Consider the following 15,608-nt stretch of genomic DNA (forward strand, 5'->3'; position numbering starts at 1 on the left):
GAGTTTCTAACCCCATCGTGGTGAAGAAAATGGAAGAAAAGCTCATCCTCTTCGTCTGCGTGAAGAACTCCGCAAGAAGCCAGATGGCAGAGGCTTTCTTCAACCACTTCAACGATGACCCTAGGTTCAAGGCCATGAGCGCCGGAACGGAGCCTGCCGAAGAGATAGACCCACTAGCGAAGAAGGTCATGGAAGAGATTGGAATTTCTCTCGAAGGCCAGTACCCGAAGCTCTACACCGAAGAGATGGCTGATAAAGCTTACATCGTCATCACAATGGGCTGTCTCGACAAGTGCCCTTATGCTCCACCAGAAAAGACTTGGGATTGGGGGTTAGATGATCCCTACGGCCACCCAATAGAGAAGTACCGCGAAGTAAGGGACGAGATAAAGCGCCGTGTGTTAAAGCTAATCGACGACTTGAAGGCCGGAAAGAGCAGGGAAGAGATAATAGGTAAGAAGAGCCTTTTCACTCTTTGAACACTTCTCCAGTAACCAAGTCTATCCCAATTTTTCTAACCTTCAGCTTCCAGAGCTTCTCAGGGGCTCCTCCACCCTCTTCCCTATAACCTGCCATCTCGATTATCCCTGCATCCTCAAGGGCAGAGAGGTGGTAGTAGAGCGTTGAGCGGGGCATGTTCAATCCCCTCTCTTGAAGTGCTTGATAGATTTCGTTTGTCCCCTTAACCCCTTCACTCAGGATTTTGATGATGCTTCTCCTTGGTTCAGCCAAAAGAGGCTTGAGGAGCATCATCATACTTTTCAGGTTCCTCATTTCTCCCATCATCCATTTTGGCATCTTTCCTCACCGATTATGCTTAACCATTAAACCCTTATAAAATTACCGCTCTAGATGACTTTTGCTTAGAATATTATAGAAAACTTTATAAATAGTATTGTGATATTATAGTTCAGAAAAACTGGAGGTGGTTAAGATGCCGTTTGGAGTTCCCGGATGGAAGTGGAAGGTTGGAAGGTTTGGACATGTGATGGAAAAAGAGTCAAATTACGAGGAAATCAAGACAAAAGCAAGAGATCTGCTTGAGAAAGTTAGCAAAGGTGCTGCATGGAAGTGCCGTTGCGGAACCCTCCACGTCCCCTTGCTCATTGAGGAGGAAATAATTGGTGAGCTCTGGGAAGATGTTGACCCCAAAGAGGTGGAGATCGGTGCCTACTGGTTCGGGAGATTGGGCACCAAGGTCCAGCTCGTGAAGGACGGAAGGGTGGTGGGCTTTCTCTGGCTCGCTTGAGCCTTTTACCCAGCTCTGTCCAGCAATGCTTTTAAATGATATCAAATTCAAATAAGTTTAGTTTCAAATGAAGAAAATATCATGAAGGTGATGCACATGTTCTTCAAGCTCGCAAACAACCTTAAGAAAAACCTGCTGTGGTACTCTCTCATAGCAATAGCCGTAGGCTGGGCCCTGGGACTGGCCTTTCCGGGCTTTGCTAAGGCCCACAAAGAGGGATTGAGCAACCTCACTACAATACTCGTCTTCCTCATGATATACCCGATGATGATAAACCTCAACCTTGAGAGGATACCCAAAGTTCTCAAGGAGCCAAAGCCCGTCCTCCTGAGCCTCGTCTACAACTTTGCCCTCACCCCAGTGGTGGCCTTTCTCCTCGTAAAGGGCTTCATCCATGACCCAAACTTGGCGCTCGGCTTTCTCCTGGTCATGCTCGTTCCTGGCTCATCCATGAGCATAGGCTACGCCGGTTTAGCCGGAGGAGACCTTGAAGTTGCTACGGTGGCGCTCGGCGTTAACTTCCTCCTCATCCCGATCATGCTCCCGCTCTGGATAAAGCTCCTCGGCAGTGCCTACAACGTCCCTGTTCCCCTCTCACTGCTCCTCAGGACGGTCTTCATAGTCCTCATCCTCCCCATGTTCCTCGGCGACCTCACGAGGAGGCTCCTCACGAGAAAGCTTGGCAAGGAGAGGTTCCTTGAGCTAAAGCCGCTCTTTGGTTCGATAACAATGAGCACCATGCTCCTCCTTGTGGGATTGATATTCTTCATGAAGGCCCAGCTCCTGCTGAGCAAATGGACCCTCCTCGTTGAGCTTGCTATTGTGAACACGGTCTACATGCTCATCATGCTCGGGGTCATAACGTGGCTGGACAGGGTTCTCGGCCTGAGCTACAAGGAACACATGGGGATAGCCTTCCTCAGCGTCGGGAAGAACAACGGAACGGCTATAGCGATAGCGACGCTCGCTTTCCAACCCCTCGTGGCCATTCCAGCGGCTACACTTCCAATATTCCAGATAATTTTCCTCATCCTCTATCTAAAGCTTGCGGAGAGGGTAAGGTGCCTCTTTGAGACCTGTGTTGAGCTTAATGAGAAAAGCAAAGCGGAGGCTCTTTAGTCCCCTGGCTTTACTACCTCCACCTCCCCCCTTATCTTCTCTGCTCCAACGGTGTTGAAAACCGTTCCGTACTTCTCAGCCAGCTCCTTAACGCGCATGATCTTCTTCTCGTCCTCGTTCGTGAATACCGTGATTTTGTAAGTTATCTCCTTCAGCTGGGGCTCATCAAGCCCGCGCCAACCCCTAACTTCAACCTCAAAGCCCCTCACGTCGAGGCGCATCTTCTTGATGAGCCTCCCCCAGTTGACGGTTATACAACCGCCTATCGCCGCTAAGAGGTACTCCGTCGGGTTTGGTCCCTTGTTATGACCATCGGTGTTTGTATCTATATGAAATGTGAACTCCCTCACCTTTGCCTCGCTCCCGACGTTGCCGTCCCACTTTAAATGTGCAGAATACTCAAGACGCTCCATAGTACCACCGTTTTAAAAATGAACGCCATCTCAAATAAAAGCCTTTTTCCATGCAAATCTTAACGTTCGAAAATCTTTTATACTGTCACTCAAGAGTTGAGAGTGGGAGTGATAATGGAACATCACCACAAAGAACTCAAGGGCAGAATGTTGTTTTCTTTCGTCCTCAACATAACGATAACACTAGCTGAAGTCATCGGCGGTATTCTTTCTGGGAGTTTAGCTCTTTTAAGCGACTCCCTTCACAACTTCAGCGACTCAATGAGCATCCTCGCGAGCTATTTGGCCGTAAAGATTGGCGAGCGCGAGAGGAACGAAAAGTATACCTTTGGGTATAAAAGAGCCGAAATCCTAGTTGCTTTTGTCAATTCTGCCGTCCTTGTTGGTGTAGCATTATTCCTCCTTGTTGAGGCCTATAAGCGGTTTAAAAACCCCGAACCCATAAATGGGCCTCTTATGCTTGGAGTAGCTTTAATAGGCCTTTTGGCCAACCTGATATCGGTTATCCTCCTCCACGAGCATGCACACGAGAGCATGAACGTCCGCTCCGCTTATCTCCATCTATTGAGTGACACACTGTCTTCAGTCGCCGTTGTGATTGGTGGAATAGCTATCATAAAGTGGAACGTCCTCTGGGTTGATCCCCTCGTCACAGTTCTAATCTCGCTCTACATCCTCCGTGAGGGCTATGAAATTCTCAGGGAGAGTGTTGAAGTACTCATGGAGGCTTCACCAAATCTAAATTTTGAGGAGATAAAACACGAAATTGAGAGCATCCCCGGTGTTAAGAATGCACACCACTTCCACGCTTGGAGGGTGGGAGAGAAGGAAATCCACTTTGAGTGCCACGTTGAGGTTAATGATATGCCCCTCAGCGAGGCCCAGAAGCTCATAGATGATATTGCGGAGAGACTCAAAAACTTTGGAATAACCCACGTAACGATTCAGCTCGAAGCAGGAAGGTGTGAGGAGAAGAACACAATCTGCGGTGGGGAAAATGGTTAAAGTTGCCCTCCCAACTTCAAAAGGCGGTCTTGACGATAAGATCCACGAAAGCCTTGTGAGGGCAGATACCTTCACATTGATGGAACTTGAGGATGGAGAAATCAAAGATGTAAAAGTTCTGGAAAATCTCTATAAGGATGAGCCTTATGGTGCAGGCTCCAAGGTTGCCTTGTTTTTGGTTAGCGAGAGACTAAACGTCCTCTTGACACCTATGGACTGCCCGAAGGGAAAGACGATACTTGAGGAGGGAGGGATTAAAATAATCAAAGTAAAATCGGGAAAACGGGTAGAAGAAGTGATCAAGAGTCTCCGAAGTAGTTTATAGCTCCTGTTGGGCATATCCTCTGGCAGCCCCTGCAGAACTCCACGCACTCATCGGGGTTCACTACCTTGGGCTTGTCCCCGGAGGCATCGTAAACCCCATGCGGGCAGAAGTTTGCACAAGTCAAGCAGCCAGTGCACTTGTCGTAGTCAATTATCGGGTACCAGTTGTTTGCCATCTTTATCCCTCCTGAGTATCAACGCTCATGGCTTCATCAATTGCTTTGATTGCTTCTTCCGTGGTCATGTTTCTGATCTCTATTCCGATGAACTTGTGGTCATTAAATCCGAGCTCCTTAAACGTCCAGCCAAACATCTTCTTCTGCATAACTGGATCGCACCCAGCAACAAAGAGCTTCTCTATGTCCTCCCCGTTCTTAAGCAAAGCCCTCCAGAAGTTATCCCCATCCGTAGCGCAGAGCTGTGGGTGCAGAGCGACAAAGTCAACTTTCTTCTCCCTTCTGAAGTGGTTTAAAATCTCAAACACGTTCATCTTCTGGAAGGATGGGCATGTGCCCTGGCAAACACAGAGTATAAGACCCTTCATATGCATCACCAGCATAAATGAGAAAAATTTCACTTAAAAAGATTTTCAAATGTAAAGGTTCTCAACCTAAGGTTTAACGTTGAGTTTCATTCCAACCTTCTCAGCTATCGCCAGGGCAACTTTGAGAACGTCTTCATCGCTTATGTCGAGGGTTGGTTGCTTGGCTATTCCGAAGTCCGTAACGGTAAAGCTGTGGTCTATCTTTATCCCAGCTTTCTCTATAACCTTGGTTGCACACTTCATCGGACAGCCGTCTATGACGATTACCCTCCTTGCCCTCTTTCCTATGTCGAGGTGCATTTCCGAGCCGGCAGCAACGGCAGTTGTACAGCAGAGCCTCGCGTTCTGACCGGCGTTGGTTAGCAAAACCCCAACCTCATGACCTATTTTTCCCACACTTGCCGCTCCAGAGCATGTAAAGATTATATCGAGGTTCTCAGCTTCTTTGTGGCAGCTGGGCAGAAATTTAGGAAGCTTTTCCATCTTAACTTCTTCGCTCATTTCAACCACCATTTATATTAAAATTTTTTCATTTAAAATCTTTTTCACATGTTTTGGTTCTCAACCAAGAGTTTTGGGTAAAGCTGTCCAGAAAACTTTAAATTCCATTCACATGAAACTTCTTTGATACACATGCTGCTCTTGAGAAACGTGACCTACTCAATAAACGGCAGGAAAATACTGGAAGAGATCAACATGAGGTTTAAGGAAGGCATGAGCTATTCTATCCTAGGCCCTAATGGGGCCGGGAAATCAACTATAGCCTATATTCTAATGGGGGTTATAAAGCCAACTGGAGGTAAAGTTCTGCTGGATGAGAGAGATATAACTCCCCTTAGCATAACGGAAAGGGCCAAGCTCGGTATTACCCTGCTCTGGCAGGAGCCGGCACGCTACGATGGAATTACGGTTGAGGAGTATCTCACACTGGGAGGAAAATTGAGTGTGGATAAAGAGGAAGTGCGGGAAGTTCTTGAGGTAGTTGGCTTACCGTATGAGCTCTATCATTCCAGGTTTGTTGATAAAAGCCTCAGCGGAGGAGAAAGAAAGAGAGTTGAACTTGCGTCTATCCTTCTCCTAAAGCCAAAATATGCGATCCTTGATGAACCCGACTCTGGACTGGACATAACGGCGGGAGAGTTAATAGATGATATTTTGGATCACCTGAGGAGGATTGGCACAACTGTGATCTTAATCACCCATCATGAGGACATTGCAAGGAAGACAGAGTTCAGCTACTTTGTGTGTGGTGGAAAAGTCATTAGAAAGGGATTTTCGGATGAGGTAGTTGAATACTACAAAAGAGCCTGTGGTAAATGCCCGCTTTTGGAAGTGATGAGTGATGGTCATTAAAATGGACAGAGTGAGGGAATACGAAGCATTGGTAGAGGTTTATGAAAAAGAAGGCCTCGATACATCTCTCTTCGGCGATAGGATAGCGGCGATAATAATAAGCGGAGAAAAAATAGTCGGATTAAACAACGTTGAGGGCGTTGAAATAGTTGGGGAGGAGATAAAAAACGGGGTAAAAGCAAGCATAAAAATCAAAGATAATGTTGAACTCCCCTTCCCAATCCATCTGTGCACAGGATTTCTAAAAAATGAAGGTTATCAGAGGGTTGTTTTTGATATAGCCGTGGGAAAAGCTTCAAAGGTTAAATTTCTCTCCCACTGCATATTCCCATATGCTAAAGATTTCACCCACGATGCATATGCAAAGATTAAGATTGAGGAAGGGGCGCAGGTAGTTTATGAAGACGAACACGTGCACGGAGAAGGAGTGAGAATGATCAGCAAAACAGAGGTTGAAGTTGGGAGAAAAGGGAGATATAGTGGGAAGTTTTCTTTAACAAAGCATCGTGCCAGAGAGCTTAAGCTTGAAATGGAGGTTAAACTGGACGATCATGCTGTGACGGAACTTGTTTCCAAGGTAAAGGCTATTAAAGACGATTCTGTTGAGGTTAAGGAGATTGCGTATTTGAGTGGGAATCACTCGCGGGCAAACCTGAAGACTACGGTGATAGCTTTTGACAACGCGAGGGCAAATGTAATAAATGAAGCCTACGGTCTCGGAGACTATGCAAAAGGTCATGTAGAGTGTCACGAGATAGTTAAGGGCGGAGCAGATGTACAGACAGTGCCACTCCTGAGGGTAAAGAATGACAAAGCTGAACTCACTCATGAGGCTTCGATAGGAAGGATAAACGAGGCTCAGCTCATGCAGCTAATGGCGAAAGGTTTGAGTGAAGAGGAAGCAGCGGAGCTTATAATCAAGGGGCTTCTGAGGGAATGATCGTGTGATATTTTTATTTCTAACACTGTATTAAAAAGTGATCATTTGCACCCTTCTTCTTCACACTCCCCTTTATGCTCCTTTTCTCTTTCTATCTTCTCTTTCCAGTAAGGGTCTACTTCGAGAACTTGGTGAATAAATGCCTCAACAGCATCCTTGATCTTTCCATAAGCTCCGGTAACAACTTCGATGCCAAGCTGGTTGAAGTACTCTATTGCTTTCCTCCCCATTCCGTAAGCTAGAACTACCTCGGCATTGTGTTCCTTGATAAAGTTCGGCAAATCTCCTGGGCTATGTTCATCAAAGGGCACTTCAACAACCTCTACGTTCTTTGTTTTTCCCTCTTCAACATCAACAAAAACAAAATACTTAGCCCTTCCAAAGTGCCTACTTACGTTGCTTTCTAAGCCCCTGTTATCCTCGGCAGGTATTGCAATTCTCATGTACATCACCAAAAATGGATGAAGTTTGATGCATATAAAGTTTGTGCATATGCACAGAAATCATAATAGGAAAGCTTATCAGATTTGAGAGCGTATATTATTTGAGGGATATCCATGACCGAGATAAAGCACGTAAAAATTGGGGAGGATAAGTTTAGGATTACGGAGGAGGAAGTTGCCAGAAGGGAGCTTAAAGTTACAAAGATAAGTGACGACGTCATTCAGGTGCAGGAAGAGGTTCATGGCATTATAGCCCTTGTGGGTGCTGTAAGCAGCGTTAACATCAAGAAAGAAGAGCTTAAAGAACTTATAAAGGTCGCAAAAGAGGAATTCGGCTGGACTGATATCTGCTGAACCTTTTACCCTTTTCTTCTTTGGTATCATTGAGAGTGATATATTTTATGGTGGTAAAATTTTATAAGATCGAAAGTAAACGTATTATTGGTGATGTCACATGGCAGTTGGAGAAAAGATAACTATCAGCGTGATAAAGGCTGATATTGGCGGATGGCCGGGACACTGCAAGGTTCATCCAGCCCTTATCGAGAAGGCTAATGAGCTCTTGGGTAAGGCAAAAGAGGAAGGGACAATAATTGATTTCTATGCCACATACTGCGGTGATGATTTGCAGCTTATTATGACGCATAAGCACGGTGTTGACAGTGAGAAAATACACGGTCTAGCTTGGAACGTGTTTAAAGAAGCGACTGAGATAGCAAAAGAACTCGGTCTCTACGGAGCTGGTCAGGATCTACTTAAAGATGCCTTTAGTGGGAACGTTAGAGGAATGGGCCCAGGAGTGGCCGAGATGGAGATTACCCTAAGAAAAAGCGAGCCTATCGTTACATTCCACATGGATAAAACAGAGCCGGGAGCATTCAACCTGCCGATCTTTAGGATGTTTGCCGATCCCTTCAACACTGCTGGACTGGTCATTGACCCCCACATGCACATGGGCTTTAGATTTGAGATATGGGACATAAAGGAGCACAAGAGGGTTATTATGAACTCGCCGGAGGAGCTTTACGACATTTTGGCACTGATAGGTGCAAAGTCAAGATACGTAATAAAGCGCGTGTATCCAAAGAAAGGGCACAAGCTCCCTGAAGATGAGCCGGTTGCTGTTATAAGCACCGAAAAGCTTTACGAAATTGCTGGCGAATACGTAGGAAAAGACGACCCAGTGGCAATAGTAAGGGCTCAAAGCGGTCTTCCTGCCCTTGGAGAAGTCTTGGAGCCATTTGCATTCCCACACTTGGTAAGTGGATGGATGAGAGGAAGTCACAACGGCCCAATAATGCCCGTTCCCCTCAAGTATGCAACTCCCTCAAGATTCGATGGACCTCCAAGGGTTGTAGCGTTAGGATGGCAGATCAACAAGGATGGAAAGCTGATAGGTCCGGTTGACCTCTTTGAGGATGTTGCATTTGACGAGGCAAGAAAGAAGGCATTGGAGATTGCAGATTACATAAGGAGACATGGACCCTTTGAGCCACATCGCCTACCGCTGGAGGAAATGGAATACACAACTTTGCCAGGTGTTTTAGAGAAGCTTAAGGACAGATTTGAGCCGGTTTGATCTTCCTTTGCTAATTTTCTTTTTTGGTTCTAAAGAATCTATGAAATTCACTTGCATTATCCAAAAATCTTAAATAATTTGCTCTTTTACATAACACCCAGAGTGATATGGGAGGGAGGGATATGAGGTTTTCAGTGCTTAAGATAAACCTCGATGAAAAGAAAGTTGAAAGTGAAGAATTTGAGCGAGAGGGAATTTACGGCATAATTGATTATGCCTTGTACTTGCACGATGAAGTTTATAAGACCTACGAGCTCAAGAATCCCTATGACCCGAGGAACGTTATGGTTTTTGGAAAAGGACCTTTTGCTGGTTCTGTTCTCCCTGGTTCTCATAGAATGACTTTTGTTTACAGATCGCCCCAGTACGGAGGGGTTTTCCCATCAACTATGGGCGGTGCGGCTTATCAGTTTCAAAGGGTTGGAGTAGACTTTGTGGTTCTTGAGGGCAAAAGGGAAAAGCCCACAGTAATAGTGCTTTCCAATGACGGAGAAAACCTGAATGTTGAGCTCCACGAGATAGAGCTTGAAAAGGTAATCGAAATATGGAAGGACTACAAAGGGGAAGAGGGGGTTTATGCTCTCACTCAATACCTCATAGATAACTTCCATGACAAGTTTGATGGAATGGAGTATAGAATAGCTTGTGTTGGGCCTGCTTCTCTAAATACGCATATGGGAGCAGTGTTCTCTCAAACTTTGAGAAACGGCAAAAGAGTCGTCGGAAGTGAGGACTGGGCTGCTAGGGGAGGAACTGGAAGCGTTTTGTTGAGGGCTCACAATGTTGTTGCCATAATATTTGGGGGAAAAGCAAGAAAGAAGTTTCCAAAGGAAGATATAGGCAGTATAAAGGTGGCAAGGCCGATAGTGGAGGGTATTCATAAGAAACCTATGAATGAAGTCATATCGGAAAAAACTGTGAAATACAAGTACAACCCCAAGCTCAAGACGGGAGGAACCTTTGGAGGGAACTATCCAGCCGAAGGAGATTTCGTGCCCATACTAAACTGGCAGATGCCATATATCCCAAAAGAAGAGCGTATTAAAATCCATGAAAACATAATGAAATACTACTGGGAGCCCTTTAACAAAGAGGCAATAGAGCCCAAAAACTGGACTAACTGTGGGGAACCCTGTCCAGTAGTGTGTAAGAAATACGCCAACGGTCACCACATAGAGTACGAGCCGAGAGAAGCTAATGGGCCTTTAAGCGGTGTGATAACCCTTAGGGCAAGCGATATAAGCGTTCACGCTGTTGATGCCATGGGGTTTGATGCGATCAGCTTTGGAGGTACCGCTGCGTGGGTTTTGGAACTGGTTTATAGAGGTTTGCTCAAGCCAGAAGAAGTTGGAATTAGCGACAAGCCTGAATTTGATAAGGATTCTCTTCTCTTAAAGCCCGTTGAGACTAGTGAAAAGAATGCCAAGCTTGTTGCTGAATTAGCCCACAGAGTTGCTTTTGCTGAAACGGAAATTGCCAGGATAATTGGTGAAGGCATAAGGAGGGCTAGTGAGATACTTGATGAGAAATTCAAGGATAGATTGAGCTACGGGGAAAGCTTCAAAGACTATGGCGTTTACACGCCCATAGGGATAAACGGAGAGATGGTACCCACTATGTACTGGGCTATTGGGAACTACATTCCTTTACCAATCCAAGGTCGCTACTGGACTTTCTATCAGTTTGGGGTATTCTTAGAGCCTGAAGAGCTTGCAAATAAGATAGTCGCCAGTGCCCTTTATGAATACTGGTATGATAACGTTGGTTGGTGTCGCTTTCACCGTGGATGGGCAAAGCCCGTGTTGAAGGCACTCTTTATGGAAGCTTATGGGGAAAATGTGGATATGGAAGAACAGGCCAAGAAAACAATAAGGAAACTTGTCAACTTCCTCAAAAAGGCAGGTTATGAGCCGGTATTCTGGGATTCAATGAGGGTTATAGACTTGGTTGCAAAAGGTGCAGAAGAGTTTGGCAACGAGAGGTGGGCAGATCAGTTTAAGAAAGACAAAGTTGTGACAGCTAAGGAATACCTTAGAAGAGTTTTGGCAGAATACAGCAGAATTTTGGGGGTTGATTGGACGCTTTAATTTTTTCCTTTATTTTGTCTAAAAAAGAGGTGGTAAAAGATGTTGAAGGAGCCGATTATAGCTATAAATTTTAAGACATATATTGAGGCCACTGGAGAAAGGGCTTTAAAAATAGCCAAGGCGGCAGAAAAAGTTTACAAGGAGACGGGGATAACAATAGTAGTAGCTCCACAGTTGGTTGATCTTTATAGAATCGCTCAGGAAGTTGAGATTCCAGTTTTTGCCCAGCATGTAGACCCAATAAAGCCCGGCAGTCATACAGGCCACGTTTTGCCGGAGGCAGTAAAAGAGGCCGGAGCCGTTGGGACTTTACTCAACCACTCTGAAAACAGAATGATCCTCGCGGATTTGGAGGCTGCAATAAGAAGGGCTGAGGAAGTCGGCTTAATGACAATGGTCTGCACCAACAATCCTTCAGTTAGTGCAGCAGTTGCTGCTTTAAATCCGGATTACGTTGCTGTTGAGCCTCCAGAGCTGATCGGCACTGGGATCCCGGTTAGTAAGGCAAAGCCTGAGGTAATAACCAACACGGTAGAACTCGTTAAAAAGGTAAACCCCGAGGTTAAGGTTCTTACTGGTGCTGGTATCTCAACGGGAGAAGATGTGAAAAAGGCTCTAGAATTGGGGACGGTTGGAGTTCTCTTAGCGAGTGGCGTCACAAAAGCCAAAGACCCAGAAAAAGCAATAAGAGACCTTGTATCACTGATAATTTAATCTTTAACAATCAATATATCGGCTTCAATGTCTTCGAGGGATGCATTCCAGCCTCCCACTACGTATCTTTTCCCATCTTTTGTTTCAATGGTTATGTTTGAGATTACTTTTCCTTCACTTTCGAAGAAGTCAGCTATTCTTCCAGTTAAATGGACGGGTTTCTGAGTCTTTACAAACTTTCCATATATTTCTATTTCGTTCCCGATTAGGTTGTGTTCCCTTATGTCTTCTACAAGAGATCTGATGTGTATGTAACTCTTTGGAAGTTTTATTTTTCCTTTCTTCTTGTAAATCAGTTCTCCAGTGGGCCATAGTGCATGGTAGAAGTACCTATCAAGCATGAAGAGGAGGTTTTTGTCCCTTATTATTAAGGCGTAGCCCTTTATTGTTTGTTCTCTTGATTTGAACGCTTCTGGAGGGACATAAATGCCCAATGCCTTGTCCTGTATTACTATTATTGGATCATCTACTTCTCTTACCCTGATCTTATCTGCGATTTTTGGGACTTCTTTTTCTCCGTACACAAATAGATCAATTGTGACTTCCCTGCTTTTTGCCTTTAGAAGGGGTGTCACTTTTTCTAAAAGCTGTGAAGGAATTGCAAGAGAGAGATGATATTTAGCGTTCTTTATTGCCTCCTTTATGTAGTTTTCCAAGGTTGTTTTGCTTTTTACTACTATCACTTCTCTGTGGCTTTCACGCGGAGTGTACATAGCCTTTAATTCTCTTTTTGCAAGCTCTATTTTTTTCAAGTAGTTCTTCTCCATCGCTCCTAGAACTTTTTCTGGATCGAGTGGAACTACCTTCTTTGGTCTTTCACTTGTTACTGCAACAAAGCCCTTTCCCATTAAACTCCGCACAACGTCGTATATCCTTGGCTGAGGGACTTTTGAGAGGGAGGCGAGCTCGCCCGCTGTGAGGGGCCCTTGCTTGATTAAAGTAAGGTATGCATTGACCTCATATTTGTTCAATCCCAACTCCTTCAAGAGCGCCTTGAGCTCGCCTTCCTCCATTTACTTTCCCTCATATTATGGCTTTTTCAGTGTTCTTGTCAAATACGTGGATGTTATCCAAGTCAATCACTATTTTAACCTTACTCCCGACCTCAAGGGGTATGTGTCCAGGGAGCTTTACCTTTATGATTTGGCCGTTTCCTATATTGGCATGGACAATCGTATCTGTTCCTAGAGCCTCAACGAAGTCAACTGTTCCCTCTATTGTTGTGCTTCTCTTCACGTGCTCTAGAGATGAGACGCCTTCTATGGTCATGTGTTCGGGTCTTATACCGAAGATAACTGTTTTGTCTATGTACTTCTCTAGGAGCTCTTTAAAGTCCCTTGAAAGTGGAATTTCGAACCCTTCTCCTTCTAGGATAATGGAATCGTCATTCTCTTTAACACTTACCTCAAGTAAGTTCATCTCCGGAGCGCCTATGAATGTTGCGACGAATATTGAGTTTGGCTTCAAATAAACCTCTGTTGGGGGCCCGACTTGAAGGAGCTTTCCTTGGTTCATCACCGCTATCCTATCGCCCATTGTCATGGCCTCAACTTGATCGTGGGTAACGTATATTGTGGTGACCTTTAACTTTGTTTGGAGCTTCTTGATTTCCGCTCTCATTGCAACTCTGAGCTTTGCATCGAGGTTTGAGAGTGGCTCATCCATGAGTAAAACATTTGGCTCAACCACTATTGCCCTTGCAACGGCAACTCTCTGTCTCTGCCCACCACTGAGCTGGGCAGGATACCTATCGAGAAGCTCCTCTATTTGGAGCAGTTCCGCAGCCCATTTGACCTTTTTGTCTATCTCCTCTTTTGGATACTTCTTAATCTTCAATGGGAATGCTATGTTGTCATAAACCGTCATATGGGGCCATACGGCATAGCTCTGGAAAACCATCGATATGTTTCTGTCTTTGGGGGGAAGGTAAGTAACGTCCTTGTCTCCAAACCATATCTTTCCATCTGTTGGTGTTTCTAAGCCTGCTATCATCCTAAGTGTTGTCGTTTTTCCACAGCCACTCGGTCCGAGGAGTACGAGGAATTCTCCGTCTTTTATGGTTAGGTTTATTCCATCAACAGCCTTTACCTTTCCGTTGTCAAAATACTTCTTGAGGTTCTCAAGCCTGACTTCCACCATTTTTCACACCTCATTTTAGTGTTATACCCCACATTGTTACCAGATACTTCCTAGCAAAGAATATGAACGTTATAGCGGGTATTATCATGATGAATGCCGCTGCGAACTTGTAGTAATCCGGTGCTGCCCCTCCACTCGCTCCAGCCATTATTGACAGAATTTGAGCGGGGAGGGTTCTCTGAGATAGCGTTAAAATTGACGCTACAAAAACCTCGTTCCACGACATGACGAAGGTGAACATAGCTGCAGCCGCTAAACCTGGTAATGCTAAGGGCAGGGTAATTCTAAAGAACGAGCCTAGTCTTGTAAGTCCAAACACCATGCCGGCTTCCTCAAGCTCAGTTGAAACACCTGCAAAGATGCTTGAGGTTATTAGCACTACAAAGGGAAGCGCCATTGCCGTATGGGCAAGTGCAACCCCTAATAATGTATCAATAAGGTTGAGCTTTATGTAGAGGATTACGAGGGGAATTGCCATTACGGGTATTGGGAACATTCTAAGAGCCACTATCGACAGCTTTATGGTGTCCTTTCCGGGGAAGATAAACTTTGCAACTGCATAACCAGCAGGAATTCCAAGGGCAAAACTTATGGCTATTGTGATTAATGCCACAATAACGCTGTTCTTAATGCCATCTAACGCCCCGAGTGTGAAGAGAAGGGTTTTAACGTATTTTATTGTGAAGCTTGTTGGGAAGATCTTCTTGGGGTCATAGTAATCTCCGGGAAGTGCGAAGCCATAGAGTGTTGAGATTATTATTGGGATTATTATCCAAGCGACCACGGTAAAAATAAACGTATAGAAGGCTAGCCTTTTTAGCATAAACTTTGTTTCGTCGTTCATCTTCTCACCTCCAGGTATTCAGCCTTCATGAACTTAATATAGAGTGCTCCAAGTAGTATTGAAAGCCCTGCTATTACCAAGGCGTAGATGGATGCCACATCGTATTCTTTGAGCTCTGTTAGTCTGTAGAAACCTTCTCCAGCTAGAATTGGAATGTCTCTCCCGGCTAGAATCCATACAATACCGAATATCTGCATTGCGAAAAGGGTTCTGATTATCAAAGCACTCTGGATGCTTGGCTTTAGGAGGGGAATCACTATCTTCCTCAGCCTTGTCCAGTAATCTGCTCCAAAGACCTCTGCTGCCTCTAGATACTCGTGGCTTATCATCTGAAGCCCGGCGAGAATTATAACAAAAACTATTGAGGTTGCTCTCCAAAGCTCGGCTAGAACAATAGCCAAAAACTCCATATGACGATATTGATACCCAAAAAAGTAGATGGGTTGATGGATAAGTCCAATATTTAGAAGAAGCTTATTCAAAAATCCGCTTGGAGAAAGCATAGAATACCATATCAAACCCGCAGCTACATCGCTTATAGTTAACGGGATCGTGAGGGCATAAATAGTGAAATCTTTCCCTTTAAACGCCCTATTAACCGTAAGGGCCAATATAAGAGCCAACCCAACTTGGGTTGGGACAATAACTCCCGCAAGGGCTATGGTATATTTTAAGGCATCCCAAAAATAAGGATCGGCAAATGTTTTTCTAACAGTTGCAAGGGAGAATTGTCCGTTTTGGGTAAACGCGGTATAGAGGGCTTGAACAAGAGGATACCCAACAAAAAACAGCAGATACGCAAATGCAGGTAAAATTAAAAAATAAGGAATGTAGGAGGATTTGACCTTCATGGTA

General features: G+C 44.9%; 21 protein-coding genes. 11 read left to right on the forward strand and 10 right to left on the reverse strand.

Annotated features, from left to right (window positions below; translation table 11 throughout):
• Positions 1-29: 29 nt before the first annotated feature.
• Positions 30-479 carry an arsenate reductase ArsC gene (locus ACZ5NL_RS07780; protein WP_464843399.1) on the forward strand — a complete coding sequence of 150 codons (450 nt, stop codon included), beginning with the start codon at positions 30-32 and terminating at the stop codon, positions 477-479.
• On the opposite strand, the gene ACZ5NL_RS07785 is transcribed toward ACZ5NL_RS07780, so the two are convergent.
• On the reverse strand, positions 469-798 hold the full coding sequence (locus ACZ5NL_RS07785) for a helix-turn-helix domain-containing protein (RefSeq protein WP_464841733.1): 330 nt from the start codon (positions 796-798) through the stop codon (positions 469-471). The genes ACZ5NL_RS07780 and ACZ5NL_RS07785 overlap by 11 nt on opposite strands.
• Before the next feature lie 136 nt (positions 799-934).
• Between ACZ5NL_RS07785 and ACZ5NL_RS07790 the strand changes: the two genes are divergently transcribed.
• Positions 935-1,249 (forward strand): hypothetical protein, encoded by a 315-nt coding sequence (locus ACZ5NL_RS07790; protein WP_464841735.1) that lies wholly within the window; start codon positions 935-937, stop codon positions 1,247-1,249.
• 90 nt (positions 1,250-1,339) lie between these two features.
• A complete protein-coding gene (locus tag ACZ5NL_RS07795) occupies positions 1,340-2,368 on the forward strand; it encodes an arsenic resistance protein (protein WP_464841737.1) in 1,029 nt (342 codons plus the stop codon).
• Here the strand turns inward: ACZ5NL_RS07795 and ACZ5NL_RS07800 are convergent.
• Positions 2,365-2,781 carry an OsmC family protein gene (locus ACZ5NL_RS07800; RefSeq protein WP_464841738.1) on the reverse strand — a complete coding sequence of 139 codons (417 nt, stop codon included), beginning with the start codon at positions 2,779-2,781 and terminating at the stop codon, positions 2,365-2,367. The genes ACZ5NL_RS07795 and ACZ5NL_RS07800 overlap by 4 nt on opposite strands.
• 114 nt (positions 2,782-2,895) lie before the next feature.
• On the opposite strand from ACZ5NL_RS07800, the gene ACZ5NL_RS07805 reads away from it, so the two are divergent.
• Together ACZ5NL_RS07805 and ACZ5NL_RS07810 are read left to right on the forward strand one after the other, a co-directional pair.
• Positions 2,896-3,786: a cation diffusion facilitator family transporter gene (locus tag ACZ5NL_RS07805; protein ID WP_464843400.1), complete on the forward strand. Its 891-nt coding sequence runs from the start codon at positions 2,896-2,898 to the stop codon at positions 3,784-3,786.
• Positions 3,779-4,111: a NifB/NifX family molybdenum-iron cluster-binding protein gene (locus ACZ5NL_RS07810; RefSeq protein WP_464841740.1), complete on the forward strand. Its 333-nt coding sequence runs from the start codon at positions 3,779-3,781 to the stop codon at positions 4,109-4,111. Before ACZ5NL_RS07805 ends, ACZ5NL_RS07810 begins: the two co-directional genes overlap by 8 nt.
• Here ACZ5NL_RS07810 and ACZ5NL_RS07815 read toward each other — a convergent pair.
• Genes ACZ5NL_RS07815 through ACZ5NL_RS07825 form a run of 3 tightly spaced genes read right to left on the reverse strand, consistent with a single transcriptional unit; the run spans position 4,086 to position 5,167 of the window.
• Positions 4,086-4,286, reverse strand: a complete 201-nt coding sequence (locus tag ACZ5NL_RS07815; protein WP_464841741.1) for an ATP-binding protein — start codon at positions 4,284-4,286, stop codon at positions 4,086-4,088. The genes ACZ5NL_RS07810 and ACZ5NL_RS07815 overlap by 26 nt on opposite strands.
• Before the next feature lie 2 nt (positions 4,287-4,288).
• Positions 4,289-4,660, reverse strand: a complete 372-nt coding sequence (locus ACZ5NL_RS07820; RefSeq protein ID WP_464843402.1) for a heterodisulfide reductase subunit A-like protein — start codon at positions 4,658-4,660, stop codon at positions 4,289-4,291.
• Positions 4,661-4,720: 60 nt separating this feature from the next.
• Positions 4,721-5,167, reverse strand: coding sequence for a putative zinc-binding protein (locus tag ACZ5NL_RS07825; RefSeq protein WP_256957806.1), 447 nt, complete (start codon positions 5,165-5,167; stop codon positions 4,721-4,723).
• Positions 5,168-5,287: 120 nt separating this feature from the next.
• Here ACZ5NL_RS07825 and ACZ5NL_RS07830 point away from each other — a divergent pair, with 120 nt between their 5' ends.
• Both ACZ5NL_RS07830 and ACZ5NL_RS07835 read left to right on the forward strand, forming a co-directional pair.
• Positions 5,288-6,007, forward strand: coding sequence for an ATP-binding cassette domain-containing protein (locus ACZ5NL_RS07830; RefSeq protein ID WP_087037082.1), 720 nt, complete (start codon positions 5,288-5,290; stop codon positions 6,005-6,007).
• Positions 5,997-6,947, forward strand: coding sequence for a SufB/SufD family protein (locus tag ACZ5NL_RS07835; protein ID WP_087037083.1), 951 nt, complete (start codon positions 5,997-5,999; stop codon positions 6,945-6,947). Before ACZ5NL_RS07830 ends, ACZ5NL_RS07835 begins: the two co-directional genes overlap by 11 nt.
• A gap of 41 nt (positions 6,948-6,988) precedes the next feature.
• On the opposite strand, the gene ACZ5NL_RS07840 is transcribed toward ACZ5NL_RS07835, so the two are convergent.
• The gene (locus tag ACZ5NL_RS07840; protein WP_464843404.1) at positions 6,989-7,390 is read right to left on the reverse strand and encodes a NifB/NifX family molybdenum-iron cluster-binding protein; all 402 of its coding nucleotides are present in this window, start codon (positions 7,388-7,390) and stop codon (positions 6,989-6,991) included.
• Positions 7,391-7,504: 114 nt separating this feature from the next.
• Between ACZ5NL_RS07840 and ACZ5NL_RS07845 the strand changes: the two genes are divergently transcribed.
• From ACZ5NL_RS07845 to tpiA, 4 genes are all read left to right on the forward strand, one after another.
• Positions 7,505-7,744 carry a hypothetical protein gene (locus ACZ5NL_RS07845; protein ID WP_004068029.1) on the forward strand — a complete coding sequence of 80 codons (240 nt, stop codon included), beginning with the start codon at positions 7,505-7,507 and terminating at the stop codon, positions 7,742-7,744.
• 100 nt (positions 7,745-7,844) lie between these two features.
• A complete protein-coding gene (gene fbp / locus ACZ5NL_RS07850; protein WP_004068030.1) occupies positions 7,845-8,969 on the forward strand; it encodes a fructose-1,6-bisphosphate aldolase/phosphatase in 1,125 nt (374 codons plus the stop codon).
• Positions 8,970-9,091: 122 nt separating this feature from the next.
• Positions 9,092-11,056 (forward strand): glyceraldehyde-3-phosphate:ferredoxin oxidoreductase, encoded by a 1,965-nt coding sequence (gene gor, locus ACZ5NL_RS07855; protein ID WP_464841742.1) that lies wholly within the window; start codon positions 9,092-9,094, stop codon positions 11,054-11,056.
• A 39-nt stretch (positions 11,057-11,095) separates the two neighbouring features.
• Positions 11,096-11,770, forward strand: coding sequence for a triose-phosphate isomerase (gene tpiA / locus ACZ5NL_RS07860; protein WP_464841743.1), 675 nt, complete (start codon positions 11,096-11,098; stop codon positions 11,768-11,770).
• On the opposite strand, the gene ACZ5NL_RS07865 is transcribed toward tpiA, so the two are convergent.
• The 4 genes from ACZ5NL_RS07865 to ACZ5NL_RS07880 are packed head-to-tail and all read right to left on the reverse strand — an operon-like array spanning position 11,767 to position 15,604.
• On the reverse strand, positions 11,767-12,783 hold the full coding sequence (locus tag ACZ5NL_RS07865) for a TrmB family transcriptional regulator (protein WP_464841744.1): 1,017 nt from the start codon (positions 12,781-12,783) through the stop codon (positions 11,767-11,769). The genes tpiA and ACZ5NL_RS07865 overlap by 4 nt on opposite strands.
• Positions 12,784-12,793: 10 nt before the next feature.
• Positions 12,794-13,909 carry an ABC transporter ATP-binding protein gene (locus ACZ5NL_RS07870; RefSeq protein WP_464841745.1) on the reverse strand — a complete coding sequence of 372 codons (1,116 nt, stop codon included), beginning with the start codon at positions 13,907-13,909 and terminating at the stop codon, positions 12,794-12,796.
• A gap of 10 nt (positions 13,910-13,919) precedes the next feature.
• The gene (locus ACZ5NL_RS07875) at positions 13,920-14,753 is read right to left on the reverse strand and encodes a carbohydrate ABC transporter permease (protein WP_464841746.1); all 834 of its coding nucleotides are present in this window, start codon (positions 14,751-14,753) and stop codon (positions 13,920-13,922) included.
• Positions 14,750-15,604: a carbohydrate ABC transporter permease gene (locus tag ACZ5NL_RS07880; protein WP_464841748.1), complete on the reverse strand. Its 855-nt coding sequence runs from the start codon at positions 15,602-15,604 to the stop codon at positions 14,750-14,752. Before ACZ5NL_RS07880 ends, ACZ5NL_RS07875 begins: the two co-directional genes overlap by 4 nt.
• Between the last annotated feature and the right edge of the window lie 4 nt (positions 15,605-15,608).

Source organism: Thermococcus aegaeus, assembly GCF_055393685.1.

What these genes read in the sequence shown, in the direction of transcription:
- ACZ5NL_RS07790 (WP_464841735.1), top strand. Translation starts at nt 935, where the DNA reads ATGCCGTTTGGAGTTCCCGGATGGAAGTGGAAGGTTGGAAGGTTTGGA.
- fbp (WP_004068030.1), top strand. Translation starts at nt 7,845, where the DNA reads ATGGCAGTTGGAGAAAAGATAACTATCAGCGTGATAAAGGCTGATATT.
- ACZ5NL_RS07810 (WP_464841740.1), top strand. Translation starts at nt 3,779, where the DNA reads ATGGTTAAAGTTGCCCTCCCAACTTCAAAAGGCGGTCTTGACGATAAG.
- ACZ5NL_RS07805 (WP_464843400.1), top strand. Translation starts at nt 2,896, where the DNA reads ATGGAACATCACCACAAAGAACTCAAGGGCAGAATGTTGTTTTCTTTC.
- ACZ5NL_RS07845 (WP_004068029.1), top strand. Translation starts at nt 7,505, where the DNA reads ATGACCGAGATAAAGCACGTAAAAATTGGGGAGGATAAGTTTAGGATT.
- ACZ5NL_RS07785 (WP_464841733.1), bottom strand. Translation starts at nt 798, where the DNA reads ATGCCAAAATGGATGATGGGAGAAATGAGGAACCTGAAAAGTATGATG.
- ACZ5NL_RS07870 (WP_464841745.1), bottom strand. Translation starts at nt 13,909, where the DNA reads ATGGTGGAAGTCAGGCTTGAGAACCTCAAGAAGTATTTTGACAACGGA.
- gor (WP_464841742.1), top strand. Translation starts at nt 9,092, where the DNA reads ATGAGGTTTTCAGTGCTTAAGATAAACCTCGATGAAAAGAAAGTTGAA.
- ACZ5NL_RS07880 (WP_464841748.1), bottom strand. Translation starts at nt 15,604, where the DNA reads ATGAAGGTCAAATCCTCCTACATTCCTTATTTTTTAATTTTACCTGCA.
- ACZ5NL_RS07830 (WP_087037082.1), top strand. Translation starts at nt 5,288, where the DNA reads ATGCTGCTCTTGAGAAACGTGACCTACTCAATAAACGGCAGGAAAATA.
- ACZ5NL_RS07820 (WP_464843402.1), bottom strand. Translation starts at nt 4,660, where the DNA reads ATGCATATGAAGGGTCTTATACTCTGTGTTTGCCAGGGCACATGCCCA.
- ACZ5NL_RS07825 (WP_256957806.1), bottom strand. Translation starts at nt 5,167, where the DNA reads ATGGTGGTTGAAATGAGCGAAGAAGTTAAGATGGAAAAGCTTCCTAAA.
- ACZ5NL_RS07815 (WP_464841741.1), bottom strand. Translation starts at nt 4,286, where the DNA reads ATGGCAAACAACTGGTACCCGATAATTGACTACGACAAGTGCACTGGC.
- ACZ5NL_RS07840 (WP_464843404.1), bottom strand. Translation starts at nt 7,390, where the DNA reads ATGAGAATTGCAATACCTGCCGAGGATAACAGGGGCTTAGAAAGCAAC.
- ACZ5NL_RS07795 (WP_464841737.1), top strand. Translation starts at nt 1,340, where the DNA reads ATGCACATGTTCTTCAAGCTCGCAAACAACCTTAAGAAAAACCTGCTG.
- ACZ5NL_RS07875 (WP_464841746.1), bottom strand. Translation starts at nt 14,753, where the DNA reads ATGAACGACGAAACAAAGTTTATGCTAAAAAGGCTAGCCTTCTATACG.
- ACZ5NL_RS07865 (WP_464841744.1), bottom strand. Translation starts at nt 12,783, where the DNA reads ATGGAGGAAGGCGAGCTCAAGGCGCTCTTGAAGGAGTTGGGATTGAAC.
- tpiA (WP_464841743.1), top strand. Translation starts at nt 11,096, where the DNA reads ATGTTGAAGGAGCCGATTATAGCTATAAATTTTAAGACATATATTGAG.
- ACZ5NL_RS07780 (WP_464843399.1), top strand. Translation starts at nt 30, where the DNA reads ATGGAAGAAAAGCTCATCCTCTTCGTCTGCGTGAAGAACTCCGCAAGA.
- ACZ5NL_RS07800 (WP_464841738.1), bottom strand. Translation starts at nt 2,781, where the DNA reads ATGGAGCGTCTTGAGTATTCTGCACATTTAAAGTGGGACGGCAACGTC.
- ACZ5NL_RS07835 (WP_087037083.1), top strand. Translation starts at nt 5,997, where the DNA reads ATGGTCATTAAAATGGACAGAGTGAGGGAATACGAAGCATTGGTAGAG.